At 59.8% G+C, this 15,377-nt stretch carries 15 protein-coding genes; 6 read left to right on the top strand and 9 right to left on the bottom strand.

Annotated elements, in window-relative coordinates; translation table 11 throughout:
• Nucleotides 1-35: 35 nt before the first annotated feature.
• Nucleotides 36-1,670, top strand: a complete 1,635-nt coding sequence (locus F7P80_RS04670; protein WP_170265336.1) for a methyl-accepting chemotaxis protein — start codon at nt 36-38, stop codon at nt 1,668-1,670.
• 63 nt (nt 1,671-1,733) lie between these two features.
• Here F7P80_RS04670 and F7P80_RS04665 read toward each other — a convergent pair whose 3' ends face one another.
• Complete coding sequence (locus F7P80_RS04665) at nt 1,734-1,982, bottom strand: hypothetical protein (protein ID WP_054066822.1); 249 nt, start codon at nt 1,980-1,982, stop codon at nt 1,734-1,736.
• An 83-nt stretch (nt 1,983-2,065) separates the two neighbouring features.
• Between F7P80_RS04665 and ylqF the strand changes: the two genes are divergently transcribed.
• A complete protein-coding gene (gene ylqF / locus F7P80_RS04660; protein ID WP_151043104.1) occupies nt 2,066-3,010 on the top strand; it encodes a ribosome biogenesis GTPase YlqF in 945 nt (314 codons plus the stop codon).
• Between the two features lie 56 nt (nt 3,011-3,066).
• Here the strand turns inward: ylqF and F7P80_RS04655 are convergent, their stop codons facing one another.
• Both F7P80_RS04655 and F7P80_RS04650 read right to left on the bottom strand, forming a co-directional pair.
• A complete protein-coding gene (locus F7P80_RS04655) occupies nt 3,067-4,056 on the bottom strand; it encodes a Bug family tripartite tricarboxylate transporter substrate binding protein (protein WP_151043102.1) in 990 nt (329 codons plus the stop codon).
• Between the two features lie 65 nt (nt 4,057-4,121).
• The gene (locus F7P80_RS04650; RefSeq protein WP_054066825.1) at nt 4,122-5,312 is read right to left on the bottom strand and encodes a M20 aminoacylase family protein; all 1,191 of its coding nucleotides are present in this window, start codon (nt 5,310-5,312) and stop codon (nt 4,122-4,124) included.
• Nucleotides 5,313-5,619: 307 nt separating this feature from the next.
• Between F7P80_RS04650 and F7P80_RS04645 the strand changes: the two genes are divergently transcribed.
• On the top strand, nt 5,620-6,621 hold the full coding sequence (locus F7P80_RS04645) for a DHH family phosphoesterase (protein WP_054066937.1): 1,002 nt from the start codon (nt 5,620-5,622) through the stop codon (nt 6,619-6,621).
• Nucleotides 6,622-6,711: 90 nt separating this feature from the next.
• Here F7P80_RS04645 and F7P80_RS04640 read toward each other — a convergent pair whose 3' ends face one another.
• Nucleotides 6,712-7,527, bottom strand: a complete 816-nt coding sequence (locus F7P80_RS04640) for a pseudouridine synthase (protein WP_151043100.1) — start codon at nt 7,525-7,527, stop codon at nt 6,712-6,714.
• 193 nt (nt 7,528-7,720) lie between these two features.
• Between F7P80_RS04640 and rarD the strand changes: the two genes are divergently transcribed.
• A complete protein-coding gene (rarD, locus tag F7P80_RS04635) occupies nt 7,721-8,641 on the top strand; it encodes an EamA family transporter RarD (RefSeq protein ID WP_151043098.1) in 921 nt (306 codons plus the stop codon).
• A gap of 75 nt (nt 8,642-8,716) precedes the next feature.
• A complete protein-coding gene (locus F7P80_RS04630; RefSeq protein ID WP_151043096.1) occupies nt 8,717-9,715 on the top strand; it encodes a diaminopimelate dehydrogenase in 999 nt (332 codons plus the stop codon).
• 123 nt (nt 9,716-9,838) lie between these two features.
• On the opposite strand, the gene F7P80_RS04625 is transcribed toward F7P80_RS04630, so the two are convergent.
• From F7P80_RS04625 to F7P80_RS04610, 4 genes are all read right to left on the bottom strand, one after another.
• On the bottom strand, nt 9,839-10,318 hold the full coding sequence (locus tag F7P80_RS04625) for a hypothetical protein (RefSeq protein ID WP_130932675.1): 480 nt from the start codon (nt 10,316-10,318) through the stop codon (nt 9,839-9,841).
• Between the two features lie 133 nt (nt 10,319-10,451).
• On the bottom strand, nt 10,452-11,699 hold the full coding sequence (locus tag F7P80_RS04620; RefSeq protein WP_249041378.1) for an MFS transporter: 1,248 nt from the start codon (nt 11,697-11,699) through the stop codon (nt 10,452-10,454).
• Between the two features lie 66 nt (nt 11,700-11,765).
• Nucleotides 11,766-12,542 carry an exodeoxyribonuclease III gene (xth, locus tag F7P80_RS04615; protein WP_151043094.1) on the bottom strand — a complete coding sequence of 259 codons (777 nt, stop codon included), beginning with the start codon at nt 12,540-12,542 and terminating at the stop codon, nt 11,766-11,768.
• Nucleotides 12,543-12,557: 15 nt separating this feature from the next.
• A complete protein-coding gene (locus tag F7P80_RS04610) occupies nt 12,558-12,785 on the bottom strand; it encodes a hypothetical protein (protein WP_151043092.1) in 228 nt (75 codons plus the stop codon).
• A gap of 60 nt (nt 12,786-12,845) precedes the next feature.
• Between F7P80_RS04610 and F7P80_RS04605 the strand changes: the two genes are divergently transcribed.
• Complete coding sequence (locus F7P80_RS04605) at nt 12,846-13,592, top strand: potassium channel family protein (protein WP_249041377.1); 747 nt, start codon at nt 12,846-12,848, stop codon at nt 13,590-13,592.
• 330 nt (nt 13,593-13,922) lie between these two features.
• Here F7P80_RS04605 and F7P80_RS04600 read toward each other — a convergent pair whose 3' ends face one another.
• Entirely contained in the window at nt 13,923-15,368 is a 1,446-nt protein-coding gene (locus F7P80_RS04600) for an ArnT family glycosyltransferase (protein ID WP_170265335.1), read from the bottom strand.
• Nucleotides 15,369-15,377 lie beyond the last annotated feature (9 nt).

Below are 15,377 nucleotides of genomic sequence, written 5' to 3'. Positions count from 1 at the left end.
ATTCGCAGGCATCGTATGTAAAGATGTTTGCAGCAATGTCATCAACCAAGCTTTCTCTGGCTCCAGCGCCTGCCGCGGATGTGGTCAAGCGTTCTGTCTCCCCTGGCACTGCTCCTCGAAGAGGTTTGCTGCGTGACTGGCCGGTGGCAGCCAAGATGGCCTTCGTTTTTGGTGGCTTGCTGCTGTGCGGTGTGCTGGTGGCAGCAGGGCTGATCGCCTATCTGCAAAAGGTGGAATACAGCGCGGCCTTGAGTCTGGATCAGCACGATGCAGGCATTGCCCAGGCCCAGCAGTGGCAGGCACTGACACAAAAAGGGGTGGAAACTGCGCTGGCTAGCGTGCTGTCTTCGGAAGAAAACGTGATTGCCGCATTTGCGGACAAGGCACGTACGTATCTTGGGCAGGCTCGTGAGCTAGCGCAGGAGATGGCACACGGTCAGCCGTTGAGTGAGGCCCTGCTGCAGGAAGAGGCAGCGCTGGCGCAGAGCTATGAGGCGAGCTTCAGGGCCCGTGATCTGGGGATGGCCTGGGAGGCGGAGCGCCTGGTCAAAGAGTCGCTGAAGCCCGCTGCTCAGCGCTACCTGGAGTCACAGGTGCAGTGGCTGGCCCACCTGGAAGCGCAGCGCGACGCAGCCACGGCGGCGGCGGCGGACGCCCGCCAGCGGGCACAGCTGTGGGCTTTGCTGGTCTATGTGGTGTTGCTGGTGATTGGCGTGGGTATTTCTGTGGAAATTACGCGCTCCATTACCCAGCCCCTGGCGCGGGCTGTGGATCTGGCCGAGGCGATTGCCCATGGGGATTTGACGGAACAGGTGCGCGATAGCCGCAAGGATGAAATGGGCAGTCTGTTGCGGGCCTTTGACCGCATGGGGCAGCAGCTGCACGGGGTGGTGGCGCAGGTGCGCAGTGGCGTGGCCCATGTGGCGCAGACGGCCAGCCATCTCTCGCAGGGCAATGCCGAGCTGGCAGAGCGCACACAGCACACTGATATGCAGTTGCAGCAGGCGGTGACGAGCATTGAGCACATCAGTCTGCAGCTGGCAGATTCGGTGGCACATGCTGATCAGGCGCACAAGCTCTCGGCGTCGGCTGCGCAGTCCGCCAGTGATGGCGGAGTGGTGGTGCAGCAGATGGTGGAGAGCATGGGCAGGCTGCGGACACAGAGTACAGAGATTGCAGCCATTACGGGCGTGATCGATGGCATCGCTTTTCAGACCAATATTCTGGCGCTGAATGCTGCCGTGGAAGCGGCGCGTGCGGGTGATCAGGGCCGTGGGTTTGCTGTGGTGGCTGCTGAAGTGCGGGCACTGGCGCTGCGCAGTGCCAATGCAGCACGCCAGATCAAGGCGCTGATTGCCAATTCGCTGGAGCAGATGGAGTCTGGTGCTGGGCTGGCACAGGAGGCCGGTCAGCGCATGCAGCGCATTGTGCAGGACGTGCAGCAGGTCAGCGGGCTGGTGGCCAGCATTACGCACAAGGCGCAGGAGCAAAGTCAGTGCATGCTGCAGCTGCATGAAACCATGGTGGCCCTGGATGGCATGACCCAGGAGAACGCACACCTGGTGCAGGCCAGTAGCCGGGCTGCGGCCAGCCTGCATAGCCAGGCCGGGCACCTGTCTCAGCAGGTGGCGGTATTCAAACTGCAGGCAACACACACTTTGCCGGCATAGGGCGGCTGCCGCTGGCGGCGGCAGGCCTGAGCCAGCCGGAAGGTAACTGCCGCGAAGGCGATATCAAGATGGCTGGTCGTGCTGCTGCTCTTTGCGGCGGCGCAGCGCATACTGCCCCATGAAGGCTGCGCCCAGCACCAGCGCAAACCAGGCGGGGATGCGTGCGTGCACAAACAGCTCACGCGTGGGCGATGCGGCCATGAAATGCGGTGCTATCAGCAGCACCAGCCCGATCAGTACCAGGATGACGCCACGCACCAGCATGTCGTTGTTGAGTGGAGAGCGCGATGACTTGGGGTGTTGGGTGGTCATGATGAGGCAGCTGTGACGAGAAAACAGCTTGCGATTATCCTTGCGCCCCCAAGCATTGATTCCAAAAAAGAGAAAGCACGTCCATGGCAATCCAGTGGTTCCCCGGTCACATGAACTCCACGCGCAGGCTCATCGAGGAGCGCGTCAAAGACATTGACGTGGTCATTGAGGTGCTGGATGCGCGCATTCCAGGCTCCAGCTTCAACCCGCTGCTGCAGCAGCTGACCGGACACAAGCCCCGCATGAAGCTGCTGAACAAGCAGGACGTGGCCGACCCCGTCAAGACCCAGCTCTGGCTGGATTGGTACAACGCCCAGCCAGGCACCCGCGCCATTGCCATGGATGCAGAAGAAATTGCACCGGCACGCCGTCTGGTGGAAGTGTGCCGCCAGCTGGCATCCAACCGTGGCGGCATGGCCAAGCCCATGCGCGTGCTGATCTGCGGCGTGCCCAATGTGGGCAAGTCCACCCTGATCAACACCATGAGCGGCAAGAAGCAGGCCAAGGCCGCCGACGAAGCCGGTGTGACCAAGGATGAGCAGCGCATCGTGCTGGATCATGATTTCTACCTCTGGGACACTCCCGGCATGCTGTGGCCGCGTATCTCGATCGAGCAAAGCGGCTTTAACCTGGCGGCATCAGGCTCGATTGGCCGCAATGCCTATGACGAAGAGCTGGTGGCGCTGGAGCTGCTGTTGATTTTGCAAAAGCACTATGCCCAGAACCTGAACGAACGCTACAAGCTGGGCATGACGCTGGAGCAAATTCGTGACATGCCGGACTACGAGCTGCTTGAAGCCATTGGCCGCAAGCGCGGCTGTGTGATGAGCGGCGGCCGCGTGAATACGCAAAAGGCGGCCGAGGTGGTGATTACCGACTACCGCACCCATATGCTGGGCCGTATCACGCTGGAAACGCCCGAAGAGTTTGAACAATGGGCCGCTGCTGCTGCCATTGCTGATGCCGAGCGCGCCGCCAAGAAAGAAGCCATTGCCGCCGCCAAGAAAAAAGGCGTCAAGCGCTGGTAAGCGGCTGTGCGCATCAGGGCTGCACAGGAGTGCCGCCCTGATGCGTGGTTCAAGGCTTACTGGGCCTTGATGCCTGCTTTTTCAATCAGCACGCCATTGAGGGCGTAGTCACGGCGAATGGCTGCCGTGAAGTCTTCCACACTCATGGGGTGGGGTGTGTTGTCGAGCTTGCGCAGGCGCTGCTGCATGTCGCTGGTGGCAAGCAGACGCTGCACTTCCTGATTGAAACGCTCCACCACCTCGGGTGGTGTGTTGCTGGGTGCATAAAAGCCGAACATGGACACCAGATTGGCCTTGTCAAAGCCAAGCTCACCCAGTGTGGGCAGTTGGGGGTAGGAGGCAGGGCGTGCAGGGCCGGTGGTGGCCAGCACGCGCAGCTTGCCTTGCTCGATCAGTGCGTTGATGGGTGCAAAAGGGTTGGCCAGCAGCAGGTCAAACTGTGCGCCTGCGGCATCGGTGATCAGCTGGCTGCCGCCTTTGTAGGGCACGTGCACAAAGTTGCCGCCGGTGGCGCGAATCAGCTGCTCCACCATGATGTGGGCCAGCGTGCCGTAGCCTGAAGTAGCTACGCTCACGCCCTGGCTGGTGCGAGCCTGTGCCAGTACATCGTCCCATGTCTTGCCAGCAAAGGCTGTGGTGGCCAGCACCAGCACGGGGGAATACATCACGCTGGCAACGGGTTGTATGTCCTCCAGCGGGTGGTAGGCCACTGGCATCAGGTAGGGGTTGAGCGTCAGCGGGCTGATGGCGCCAAAGGCAAAAGTGTGGGCATCATTGGCCTTGGCCAGTTCCGCAATGCCAATGGTGGCGCCAGCCCCCGGCTTGTTTTCCACCACAAAAGGCTGGCCCAGACTCTGGGCCATGAGGTCGCCAAACATGCGGGCGACCACGTCATTCACACCGCCAGCGGGGTAGGGCACGATCATGCGGATGGGCTTGCTGGGCCATGGGGCGCTGGCATGGCTGAGCGTGCTCAGGCCGGAGGCAGCGAGGCTTGCGCTTGCCAGCAAAAGGGTGCGACGTGTGAGAGGGCGTGCAGTGGTCATGGTGAGTCCAGAAACAAAAAACCGCACCTGGGGTGCGGTTGGTAAACGCTGTGCTTATGGTGCTATCAACGTGCCTGCTCGAACCAGCGGCGTGCCAGCTGGTTCCAGAAGCGGGATCCCAGCTCGATATTGTCGTCGTTAAAGTCGTAGCCAGGATTGTGCAGGCCCACTCCGGGCTGGCCGTTCTTGCCATTGCCAATCCAGCCATAGGCACCGGGCACCTCTTCCAGCATGAAGCCAAAGTCTTCGGCGGTCATGGCAGGTTCAATGTCGGGGAAGGCATTGTCCTTGCCGACCAGCTCGGCCATCACGTCTGCCATGAAGCGGGCTTCCTTGGCGGTGTTGGTGGTGTTGGGGTAGCCGGGCTTGTGGATGTAGGTAGCCTCGCACATGTGGGCAGCAGCAACATGGCTGGAGATGCGCTTGAGGCCCTCGATCATGTATTCCTGTGTGGACTTCTTGAGCGTGCGCACCGTGCCATAGATGGCTGCTTCGTCGGGGATGATGTTTTCCACCGTGCCGCCTTCGATCTTGCCAATGGTCAGCACTGCGCTGTCCAGTGGGTCTACGCCGCGCGAGACCAGGGTCTGCAGCTGGCTGACGATGGCGCAGGCGACAGGAATAGGGTCCAGCGTCTTGTGGGGCATGGCAGCGTGGCCGCCCTTGCCGCGCACGCGGATTTCAAAGCGCATGGTCGATGCCATGATGGGGCCGACACGCACGGCCATCTGGCCCTGAGGCAGCGATGGCCAGTTGTGCAGGGCAAACACGGCATCGCAGGGGAAGCGCTTGAACAGGCCGTCTTCCATCATGGCCTTGGCACCCGCACCACCTTCTTCCGCAGGTTGGAAGATCAGGTGGACGGTGCCGTCAAAGTCGGGGTTTTTTGCCAGCAGGGTGGCTGCTCCCAGCAGCATGGTGGTGTGGCCATCGTGGCCGCAGGCGTGCATCTTGCCGGGTACGCAGCTGGCGTGCGCAGCGCCCGTGGTTTCTTGTACGGGCAGGGCGTCCATATCGGCGCGGATGCCGATGCTGCACCCGGGGTTGTCTTTGGAGTGGCCCTTGCCGTAGATGGTGGCCACGATGCCTGTCTTGCCCAGACCGCGGTGGATGGGCAGGCCCAGCGCATTCAGGTAGGCCGCAATCTTGTCCGCCGTGCGGTGTTCTTCATAGCGAAGCTCAGGGTTCGCATGCATGTCATGGCGGAAACTGAGCAGTTTTCCCAGATATGGGGTGATGTCGTTCGCGGTAGTCATCAGTTGTGGTGGCTGGTACAGCTTCGTGCAGCAGTCACTGATACGAGGATGAAGTCATTATGGGGCGGCCTGTGGAAACTGTCTGTGCGAATGGAATGTAAGTAAACGTACAAATCCCTGTGCATGTTGTATCGGTGTGGATGGCAAGTTTTTGATTTCTCATGGTTTCTGGCCGCATTTGCATGCAAAACAGGCATGAGGTAGCGAAATCGAAACATTCCAAACTTGCATGCAATGCTTGCGTGCGCCTTGGGCGAAAGCCTTGTGCTGTACGCAAGCACCATCGCGCAGCGACAATGGCGACAACATGAGAAAAAACATTCTTCCTTTGCAATTGCTGGTGCAGCCATCGCTGGAAAACGATGCGCGCCCCTACATCCTCTACCACGGTCGTCGCTGTGCGGACGGCTTTGGCGCGGCGCTGGCTGCGTGGCTGTACTTTGGTGACAAGGCCGAATACCGGGGGCTGGACCACGGTGAAATCCAGACCGTGGAAGACCTGGGCGAGCTCGATGGCCGCGCGGTCTATGTGATGGACTTTGCCTTTGGCCCCGAACTGCTGACTGCCATTGAAGCCAAGGTCAGCAAGCTGGTGGTGCTGGACCACCACAAGAGCGCGGCCGAAAAGCTGGAGGGCTACCAGTGCAACTGCGGCGTGGTGCACTTTGACATGAACAAGTCTGGTGCCAAGCTGGCCTGGGAGTTCTTCCACCCCGAAAAGCCCGTGCCCGGCCTGATCAAGTACATCGAAGACCGCGACATCTGGAAGTGGGAATTTGCAGAAAGCGCTCCTTTCCTGGCGGCACTGGACATGGAGCCACGTACCTTTGAGCGCTGGGCTGAGATTGCCGCCTTCACGCCTGAGCAGGAAACTGCCTTCATGGCGCGCGGCGGTGCGATGGATGAGAAGTTCCAGAGTCTGTGTGAAGACATCGCCAATGGCGCACAGGTGCTGACCTTCAATGGTTTTCAGGGCCTGATGGTCAACAGCCCCGGCGTGTTCCACAGCCAGGTGGGCGACATCCTCTCGCGCCAGAGCGGCAGCTTTGCACTGATGTGGCACGCAGGCACCAAGGGCGTGAAGGTGGGCCTGCGTTCGCGCTCGGAATTCAACTGCATTCCCCTGGCCGAGAGCTTTGGCGGCGGCGGCCATGCCCAGGCCTGCGGCTTCAAGATGGACAACGAGCGTTTGCTGGATCTGCTCTCGGGTGAGCTCAAGGCCGATCGTGCAGCGACCTACGAATTCGTGCCTGCCCCGCTGCTGGAGTTTGACGAAGAAGGCAAATGGATCAAGCCCAAGAAAGCTTGAATTTAATAGCTGCTAGCGCTGATAAATAAAGGGTTTCAGATACTTATCTATCTGAAGCCCTTTTATTTTTTGCGCAGGCAGCTATGTTTTTTATAAGGCCTGTGTGCTGGGAAGTGTGATGCCGCAGCTGGCTGGCAGACCGCGTGCCGTGGCCTGCCAGCCGGGCAGGGTCAGCAATTGCTGCCACTGCTGCACTTCCGGTACATGGGCCAGCTTGCGCCAGTCCGCGCAGAAATGCATGACTTCGCCCGTGCGCGGATGGGGAATGCTCAGCGCATGCGCGTGCAGCCACAGACGGTGCAGGCCAATGCGCTCGGCCCACCAGCGGTTCAGGGGGCCCTTGCCGTGGGTGGCGTCACCAATGATGGGGTGGGAGGTGTGCTTCAAGTGGCGGCGAATCTGGTGGCGGCGGCCCGTCCTGGGCAGGGCTTCCACCAGCGACACGCGCGTGCTGGGGTGGCGCGGGTCATAGGCCTCGGGCCAGTCCAGGTGGGCCAGGCAGCGCAGCAGGGTCTGCGCAGGCCGTGCGGGGGCGTCTTCCGGTGCATCGTCGGGCTTGAGGGCGTAGTCCACATCCACCTCATCAGGCAGCCAGCCGCGCGCCAGCGCCAGGTAGTGCTTGTGCGCCGTGTGGTCCATGAAGCAGGCTGCCAGCTTCTGGCAGCTTTCCTTGTTCAGCGCAAATACCAGCACGCCACAGGTGCCCTGATCGAGCCGGTGCACGGGCCAGACGTGCTGGCCGATCTGGTCGCGCAGGGTCTGCAGCACAAAGCGGGTTTCATGGCGGGCAATGGCCGTGCGGTGCACCAGCCAGCCTGCGGGCTTGTAGACCACGACCATGTCTTCATCCTGCCAGAGGATGTCCAGCGGATGGGTGTAGCAGGGGCGGTCAGTAGCTTCAGTCATGGTGGTGGGAGCAGGGCGCAAAGCGCGCAAGTGTAGTGCTGGCGCAGACGTGGAGTCGCACCTTCGCCAAATATGTGCACGCGCAAGGGCGAAAAATAGCGAGAATCACTGGTTTGGTGCGCGCGTGCGCTGTTTTGGCGCATGCTCACCGGTAAGTGAGCGTCATCGTGCGCACAAGCATAAGGGAGTGGGGATGTTTCAGGGCGTAGCGGCTTCGGTAGTGGCCTCGTGCATTTTTGGTGGCATTTACTACCTGGCCCCCTTGCTCCAGCCGCTGACGGGTGAACAGATCTTTGGCTGGCGCATGCTCATGACCATCCCGTTCACGACGGCATGGCTGTGCTACAGCAGTCAGGGCAAGGCTGTCTTGGCGCTGCTGCAGCGGGCGCGTGAGCACTGGCCGTTTGCGCTGATGCTGCTGCTGTCTTCGCTGCTGGCCGGTGTGCAGCTGTGGCTCTTCATGTGGGCACCGCTGCATGGGCATGCGCTGCCGGTGTCGCTGGGCTACTTTGTGCTCCCGCTGGCCATGGTGCTGGCGGGGCGGCTGGTGTTTCAGGAGCGGCTCACGCCCTGGCAGGCTGCTGCTTCGGCGCTGGCAGGCTGCGGCATGGCCTGGGAGCTGTGGCGTGCAGGCAGTGTGGCCTGGTCCACCTGGGTGGTGGTGATTGGCTACCCCGCCTACTTTGTGCTGCGGCGCAAGCTCCACACCAACAGCTTTGCAGGCCACTGGCTGGATGTGCTGCTCATGCTGCCTGTGTGCGCCTGGTTTGCCTGGGGGGATGCCTCGGCCGGCTACACGGGCTGGCAGGCCGTGACGCAGACAGCGCCGCTGCACGCGCTGGTGCCTTTGCTGGGCGTGCTCAGTGCGGTGGCGCTGGCTTTGTACATGACGGCCAGCCGCCTGCTGCCGCTGGGGCTGTTCGGGCTGTTGTCCTATGTAGAGCCGCTGCTGCTGGTGGTGGCCGCCTTGCTGATGGGCGAGCGTGTGCAGCCCGGGCAGGAGCCCATGTATGCGCTGATTGGTGCGGGTGTGGCCATGCTGGTGCTGGAAGGCGCCATGCAGCTGCGCAGACAGGCGCAGATGCGCGCGCAGGCTTCTGGCAGCAATACCTGAAGCTGTGCAGGAACAAGTGGCGGCAGAGACGAGCTCTGCTGCCGGAATTGGTAGTTTGGAAAAGGAAGTTGGTCTATGACGACAAAGCAGGCGAACCCGATCCGCATTGGCGTGGTTGGTTATGGCAATTTGGGCCGTGGTGTGGAAAACGCTGTGGCCAAGAACCCCGACATGGTGGTCGCTGGCATCTACACCCGCCGCGATCCTGCACAGCTCAAGCCTTTGTTTGAAGGCACGCCCGTGTTCTCGATGGCAGATCTGGACAGCCATGCCGACCGCATCGACGTACTGGTGCTGTGCGGTGGTTCCAAGGACGATCTGCCCGTGCAGTCGCCCGCGCTGGCAGCCAAGTTCTGCATTGTGGACAGCTTTGACACCCACGCTCGCATTCCCGAGCACTTTGCGGCCGTGGATGCTGCAGCCCAGGCGGGGCAGACCACAGCCCTGATTTCCGCTGGCTGGGACCCCGGCATGTTCTCCATCAACCGCATCATGGGCGAGTCCCTGCTGCCCGATGGCGCAACCTATACCTTCTGGGGCAAGGGCCTGAGCCAGGGGCACTCGGATGCCATCCGCCGCATTCCCGGCGTGGCAGGCGGCGTGCAGTACACCATCCCCGTGGAAGCTGCTGTGGAAGCCGTGCGCAGCGGCACACGCCCCGCGCTGACTACCCGCCAGAAACACGAGCGTCACTGCTACGTGGTGCTGGCCGAAGGCGCAGACGCTGAAACCGTGCGCCAGGCCATCGTGACCATGCCGCACTACTTTGATGAGTACGACACCACGGTCAACTTCATCAGCGCCGAAGAACTCAAGGAACAGCACAGCGCCATGCCCCATGGCGGTTTTGTGATCCGCAGCGGCAATACGACCGAGCAGAACAAGCAGGTCATTGAGTACCGTCTGCAGCTGGACAGCAACCCTGAGTTCACCTCCAGCGTATTGGTGGCTTACGCCCGTGCCGTGCATCGCATGAAGCAGTGGGGCATGACCGGCGCCAAGACCGTGTTTGATGTGGCTCCTGGCTGGCTTTCGCCCAAGAGCGCCGAGCAGCTGCGCAAGGAAGCGCTGTAAGGCACAGCGGCTGGCCGCCTAAAACAAAGCCCGCAGTTCCTGGCGGAACTGCGGGCTTTGTTTATGCATAAAAAATGGCTCTAAGGCTTATTAATACTGCGCTGAAAGCTATGAATTGAGTAGTCAGGAGTTGCTGGTGTGCTGGTTCTGGGCCTGCAGCTGGCGGCTGCGCTCGCAGCGGTCTGCCAGCGCACGCAGATAGCCTTCGGCAAAGAACACATCGTGGTAGGCCGTGCCTTCAAACAGGCGCAGCGGGTGTCGCTCGTTGTCAGTGACCACGGTGTCGCCATGCTGCATGGTGGCGTAGTAGCGCTGGCTTTGCTGGTCGCGGTGCAGCGCAAATTCCGCATTGCGCAGATTGAGTGGGCGGCTGTGCTTGCCAGACTTGTCGATGACATGCACGGTGCACATGTCTGCGGGGTCGAGGAACTCCCAGTCATCGCCCACGGTAGAGATGCGGGCCATCTGGCTCAGGGCATCTGCAATCTGGTTGGGGGTGGCTGTTTCGAGATTGATCGCTGTATCCCGCGTGGGGTAGCCCCCTAAGCGCTCATGCAACTCATTGCAGGCAGATAGACATGCACACAAACCCAGGATACCCATACCTCTCAGCACACAGCGCATAACAGTCAGATGTTTCGGAAAGCGAAGAACGGATTCAGACTGCTGAATATGTACGGAGACTGTGGTTTTTAACAATCATTTTTTGTAAAAAAATGCATCTATGGCTTTTATCTTACAGACTCGATGCATCTTCTAGTTTATTTACCTCGCGCAAAGGCTTGAACCACAGCATCCAGGTGCCCACCACGCCCAGCGTGCAGATGCTGCCTACGATGGCTGCTGGCACAGCGCCAATGCCTGCAGCCATGGCCCCAGCGCGGAATTCGCCCAGCTCGTTGCTGGAGCTGATAAACAGCATGTTGACGGCGTTGACGCGCCCGCGCATGGTGTCAGGGGTAGAGAACTGCACCAGCGATGAGCGTATGTACACACTCACCATATCTGCTGCGCCAGCAATCGCCAGCATGGCTGCAGACAGCCAGAACCAGTGCGAGAGTGAGAAAACCAGATTGGCCACGCCAAACACGGCAACTGCCGCAAACATCACCTTGCCTACACGTTGATTGATGGGGCGGCTGCTCAGCCACAGGCCCATGAGCACCTCACCCACGGACATGCTGGCGCGCAGGATGCCCAGGCCTTCCGGCCCGGCATGCAGCACTTCCTTGGCATAGACGGGCAGCAGGGCAATCACACCGCCAAGCAGCACGGCAAACAGGTCCAGCGAGATGGTGCCCAGCACAATCGGGTGGCTGCGAATAAAGCGTATCCCATCGCGTGCACGCAGCCACATCGTGCCCTGCAGTGGCTGGCGCGCTGCGGCGTAGCGCACCGGCACGCGCCACAGCAGCACAACGGCCAGGGCCAGGGCCATGGCGCACACGCCATAGGTCAGTTCTCCACCGCCCAGGCCGTACAGCACGCCACCCAGCACGGGAGCCGCAATGGCTCCGGTGCGCATGATCATGCTGTTGGTAGCCAGCGCCTGCGCCAGATACGCACGGGGCACGATCTGCGGCAGCAGGCTTTGCATGGCTGGGCCGGTAAAGGCGCGGCTGCAGCCAAACAGCACCAGTACGGCATAGATGCCGCCCACACCACGCACCCCCAGTGTGCTCAGCCACAGCAGCAGTGCAGCGCAGACGCAAGCCAGTGCCCAGCTGGCGGCCAGCATGCGCTTGCGGCTCATGCGGTCGGCCAGATCACCCGCCGGTATCAGGAGCAGCAACATGGGCAGGAACTGCGCCAGCCCCACATAGGCCAGTGACAGCGGATCGCGTGTGATGTCATACACCTGCCAGGCGACGACCACGGCCTGCATCTGCTGGGCAAACAACCCTAGCAGGCGTGCGGACAGAAAAGGCAGAAAACCAGGCTGCTGCAGGGCAGCGTTACGAAACAGGGCAGGGCGGGCGGTCACGAAATCAGCACATTCTCACAAGCAGGCGCAAAAAAGCCGCTGAAACAGCGGCGTGCAATTCAGGCATCAGCCCATGGTCACGACCACGGGTGCATGGTCACTGGGTTGCTTGTTCTTGCGGGGGGCGCGGTCCACCACGCAGGCTGTGGTTCTGGCCTTCAGTGCCTCACTCACCAGAATGTGGTCAATGCGCAGGCCGCGGTTTTTCTGGAAACCGAGCATGCGGTAGTCCCACCAGGAAAAGCTCTTTTCTGGCTGCTCGAACATGCGGAAGGCATCGGTCAGGCCCAGGTCCAGCAAGCTCTGGAAGTGTGCGCGCTCTTCGGGGGTGTGGTGGATGGTGCCGCGCAGGCCTTCGGGGTCGAAAGAATCACGGTCTTCGGGGGCTACGTTGAAGTCACCCACCAGCAGCAGCTGGGGATGCTGGGCCATTTCAGCCTGCACAAAGGCATGCAGCGCCGCCAGCCAACGCAGCTTGTAGGCAAACTTTTCGGAATCAGGGGCCTGGCCGTTGACAAAGTAGCAGTTGATCAGGCGCACTTCGCCCTGTGGTGTGTCCAGTGTGGCGGCAATCACGCGTGCCTGCTCATCGTCAAAGCCGGGAATGTTGCGCACCACATCGCGAACAGGGTGACGGCTCAGAATGGCGACGCCGTTATAAGTCTTCTGACCATGGCTGACAGCCTGATAGCCAGCCGCTTCCAGTTCGGCAAAGGGAAATTTATCGTCTGTGAGCTTGAGCTCCTGCAGCCCGATGGCATCCACCGGATTGACCTGCAGCCAGTCCAGCAACTGCGGGAGGCGAACGTTCAGGGAGTTGATGTTCCAGGTGGCAAATTTCATGGGCGTGCTTCTTGATCAATAGCTGGTGCTGCCGTGCAGGCAGTGCACAGCAGCCAGGGACGAAAACGCCGATTGTCCCAGCTTTGCTACACCAGTAAAGCTGGCGGGATTCGCCCGGTAGTGCTGGTCTGTCAGTGCCAGGAGAAGTCCTGAGCGCAGCTCATACACAGAAAGGGCGTGCACATCCCATGGTGCGAGCGCACGCTGGTCGAGCAAAGGCACTACAGTCAGTGCTTTGCCCATGAGGGGCTGAGTGATGCGCTGGTTTGCCGTGCCAGCGCTTGTGCGAATTCTTTGAAATCCATGACTGATGTGACTGCTGCCGCCGTACCTGAAACCCCACCTTCACCGCCTGGTGACAGCTCCTGGCGCGTGCATGTGGCACGCGTGCTCAACCTGCTGGGTGTGATTGCGGCGCTGGTGCTGATTGTCAGCATCTCGCTGGAAGCTTTTTCCGGTCAGGTGTTTCTGGAAGGGTCGATCTATGCCCGCGTGCAGTTGTGGGTGTGCGTGTACTTTCTGCTGGACATCTTCTTGCTGATGGCGCTGGCACCCAAGAAGATGCGCTTTTTCTTCAGACACTTTCTGCTGATTCTGCTGTCTGTGCCGTACTTGAGCCTGATCGATTTTTTTGCACTGTCGTTTTCCAACGAGGCGCAGTATCTGCTCAAGTTCCTCCCCATCATGCGCGGTGGCGCGGCCCTGATCGTGCTGGTCAAGATGGTGGTGAGCAACAAGCTCACAGGTCTTTTTATTGCGTACCTGGTGAGCTTTTTCTCCGTGGTGTACTTTTTTACCCTGGTGTTTTTTGTGTTCGAAGGGGGCATCAACCCGCTGGTGAGCAGTTACTACGATGCCTTGTGGTGGGCGTCCATGACGGTGACTACGGTGGGCTCGAACATTGTCCCAGTGACCGTTCTGGGCAAGGTCGCAACGGCTGTGCTGGCTACTGTTGGCATGACGGTGTTTCCTATCTTTACCGTCTACATCACCTCACTGGTGCAGCGCATGAACCAGAGCCGTATCGAGCAGGAAGGGCAGGCACAGTAAAGCCCTGCGGCACTCTGTCTTCCTTAATTTCAGTAATTACTGAAAGTTAAGTATTTTGAGATATAGTGCAGCCATCGGGTGGGGATTACCCGAGAACGCTTGTAACTGCTTGCCACCTCACTGCTGTGAGGTGGCTTTTTTTGTGCCTGATGAGTCGGCGGCAGCCTTGTGCTGTGCATGGCGCAAAGCGCAGGTTGAGCACGATAAAGAGCGTAAAAAAGCGCCCTGCAGGCAAGGCGCTTCAGGGGGGGGCAGATGGGCGCGATGTGTGCTGGTCGGCTGCTGCGCAGCAGCTTCACCCTGGATGCAGGGTGACAGCCACAAGCATGCTTATTTCTGTGGTGAACAGAAATCGAAGCCATAGCGTTCGCAGTATGGATCACCCAGATTCGGCAGCCAGCTGGGAGCGTTGTGGTACTTCTGGGCCACGGATTTCAGCACGGTATCCCGGTACTTTTCGAAATTGAAGTTGGTGCCATCAACAAAATAGAAATCGACACCATCCACCTGCATGGTTTGAGGCTGTATTTCATCGAAATATGCCTTGTAGAAATCATGATTTTGCTGCCTGCCCGTGTAGATGCGAATGGTCTTGCCCGCAAAATCCTTGAAGTCAATGATCTGGTCATCCTGTCTGGAGTGGAACTTGCCTTCCCCAAAAACCGGTACATATGCCTTGTGATAGAAGGCAAGGGTTGCTGCGGGGCTGTATGCGTAGGCCATGATGACGCCATCGGCGGGCAGCGAGCTTTCCAGGTTCTGGGTAATCTGGTCTGCCTTGTGCAGGAATACGGCCTTGTGCTGGAGATTGAATTTGCCCCAGAAGCTCATGGGCGCAAACAAAATGGTCAGAAAAATCAAAAAGTGGGGGATAGACAGATAAATCGTCCACTTGATGGATTTTTGCAGATGCTCGGTGTGCAGGCGGTAGGCTGCCCAGATCATGAAAAATGGCACGAAGCCAATGACCCAGTGCAGGCCAATCGATCGCTTGATGCTCAGCACCAGGAACAGCGCAAAAGGCACGCTCCACAGCGCCAGCGCGCTGTACACCAGCTTCTTGTCGGTGGCGAATGTTTTTTTGCTCTTGAAAGCATAAAAAATCGTCCAGGGTGTAATGATGTACACCACCATGGCGATGTATCCAATGAGCGTGCCGATGGACCATTGCTTGTCCTGATTGCGGTTAAACACATTGAACATGATGTTGCTCCAGCCGTGTGTGGCGTTGAACCACAGGTTGAAGCAGATGGCGGGCAGGGCGAAGGCCAGAATCACAAATGGGGCCCAGAGGCGCTTGCGTCGGAAAAGCAGGCAGTGAATGGCAAACGCAAATCCAAGCAGTGCAGAGAAGTACTTGGACAGGAAGGCCAGGCCCAGCAAGATACCGCACAAGGCATAAAGTACCAGCGCCTTGGAGTCAGATGCCTGTCGGTCTGCCAACATGTACACCAGCCCGGAGCAGAACATGAACAACACCAGCGTGGTATCTGTGGTGACCATGAAGAACAGCCAGGACCATGGCAGGCACAGATACAGCGCACCAATCAGCCAGGCATGTGCCTGGTATTTTTGATCCAGGGTTTTCTGGCACAGCAGGACAATGCCCAGGCCAATGATGCTGGTGAGCAGCACGGTGAATGCACGCAGAATCAGTGGGTGCTCACCCAGCATGCGCAGCAGGAAAATCAGCCAGCCCACCATGGGAGGGTGGTCGGAATATCCAGCGGCAGGAAATACCCCCCACTGATAAAAAAATGCCTCATCCCCCGTCATGGGCGTGAA

Origin of the sequence: Comamonas kerstersii (assembly GCF_008801935.1) — a bacterium.
Classification (GTDB): domain Bacteria; phylum Pseudomonadota; class Gammaproteobacteria; order Burkholderiales; family Burkholderiaceae_C; genus Comamonas; species Comamonas kerstersii.
The sequence above is the reverse complement of the archived record's forward strand: the minus strand, read 5'-3'. Positions and strand labels throughout refer to the sequence as shown.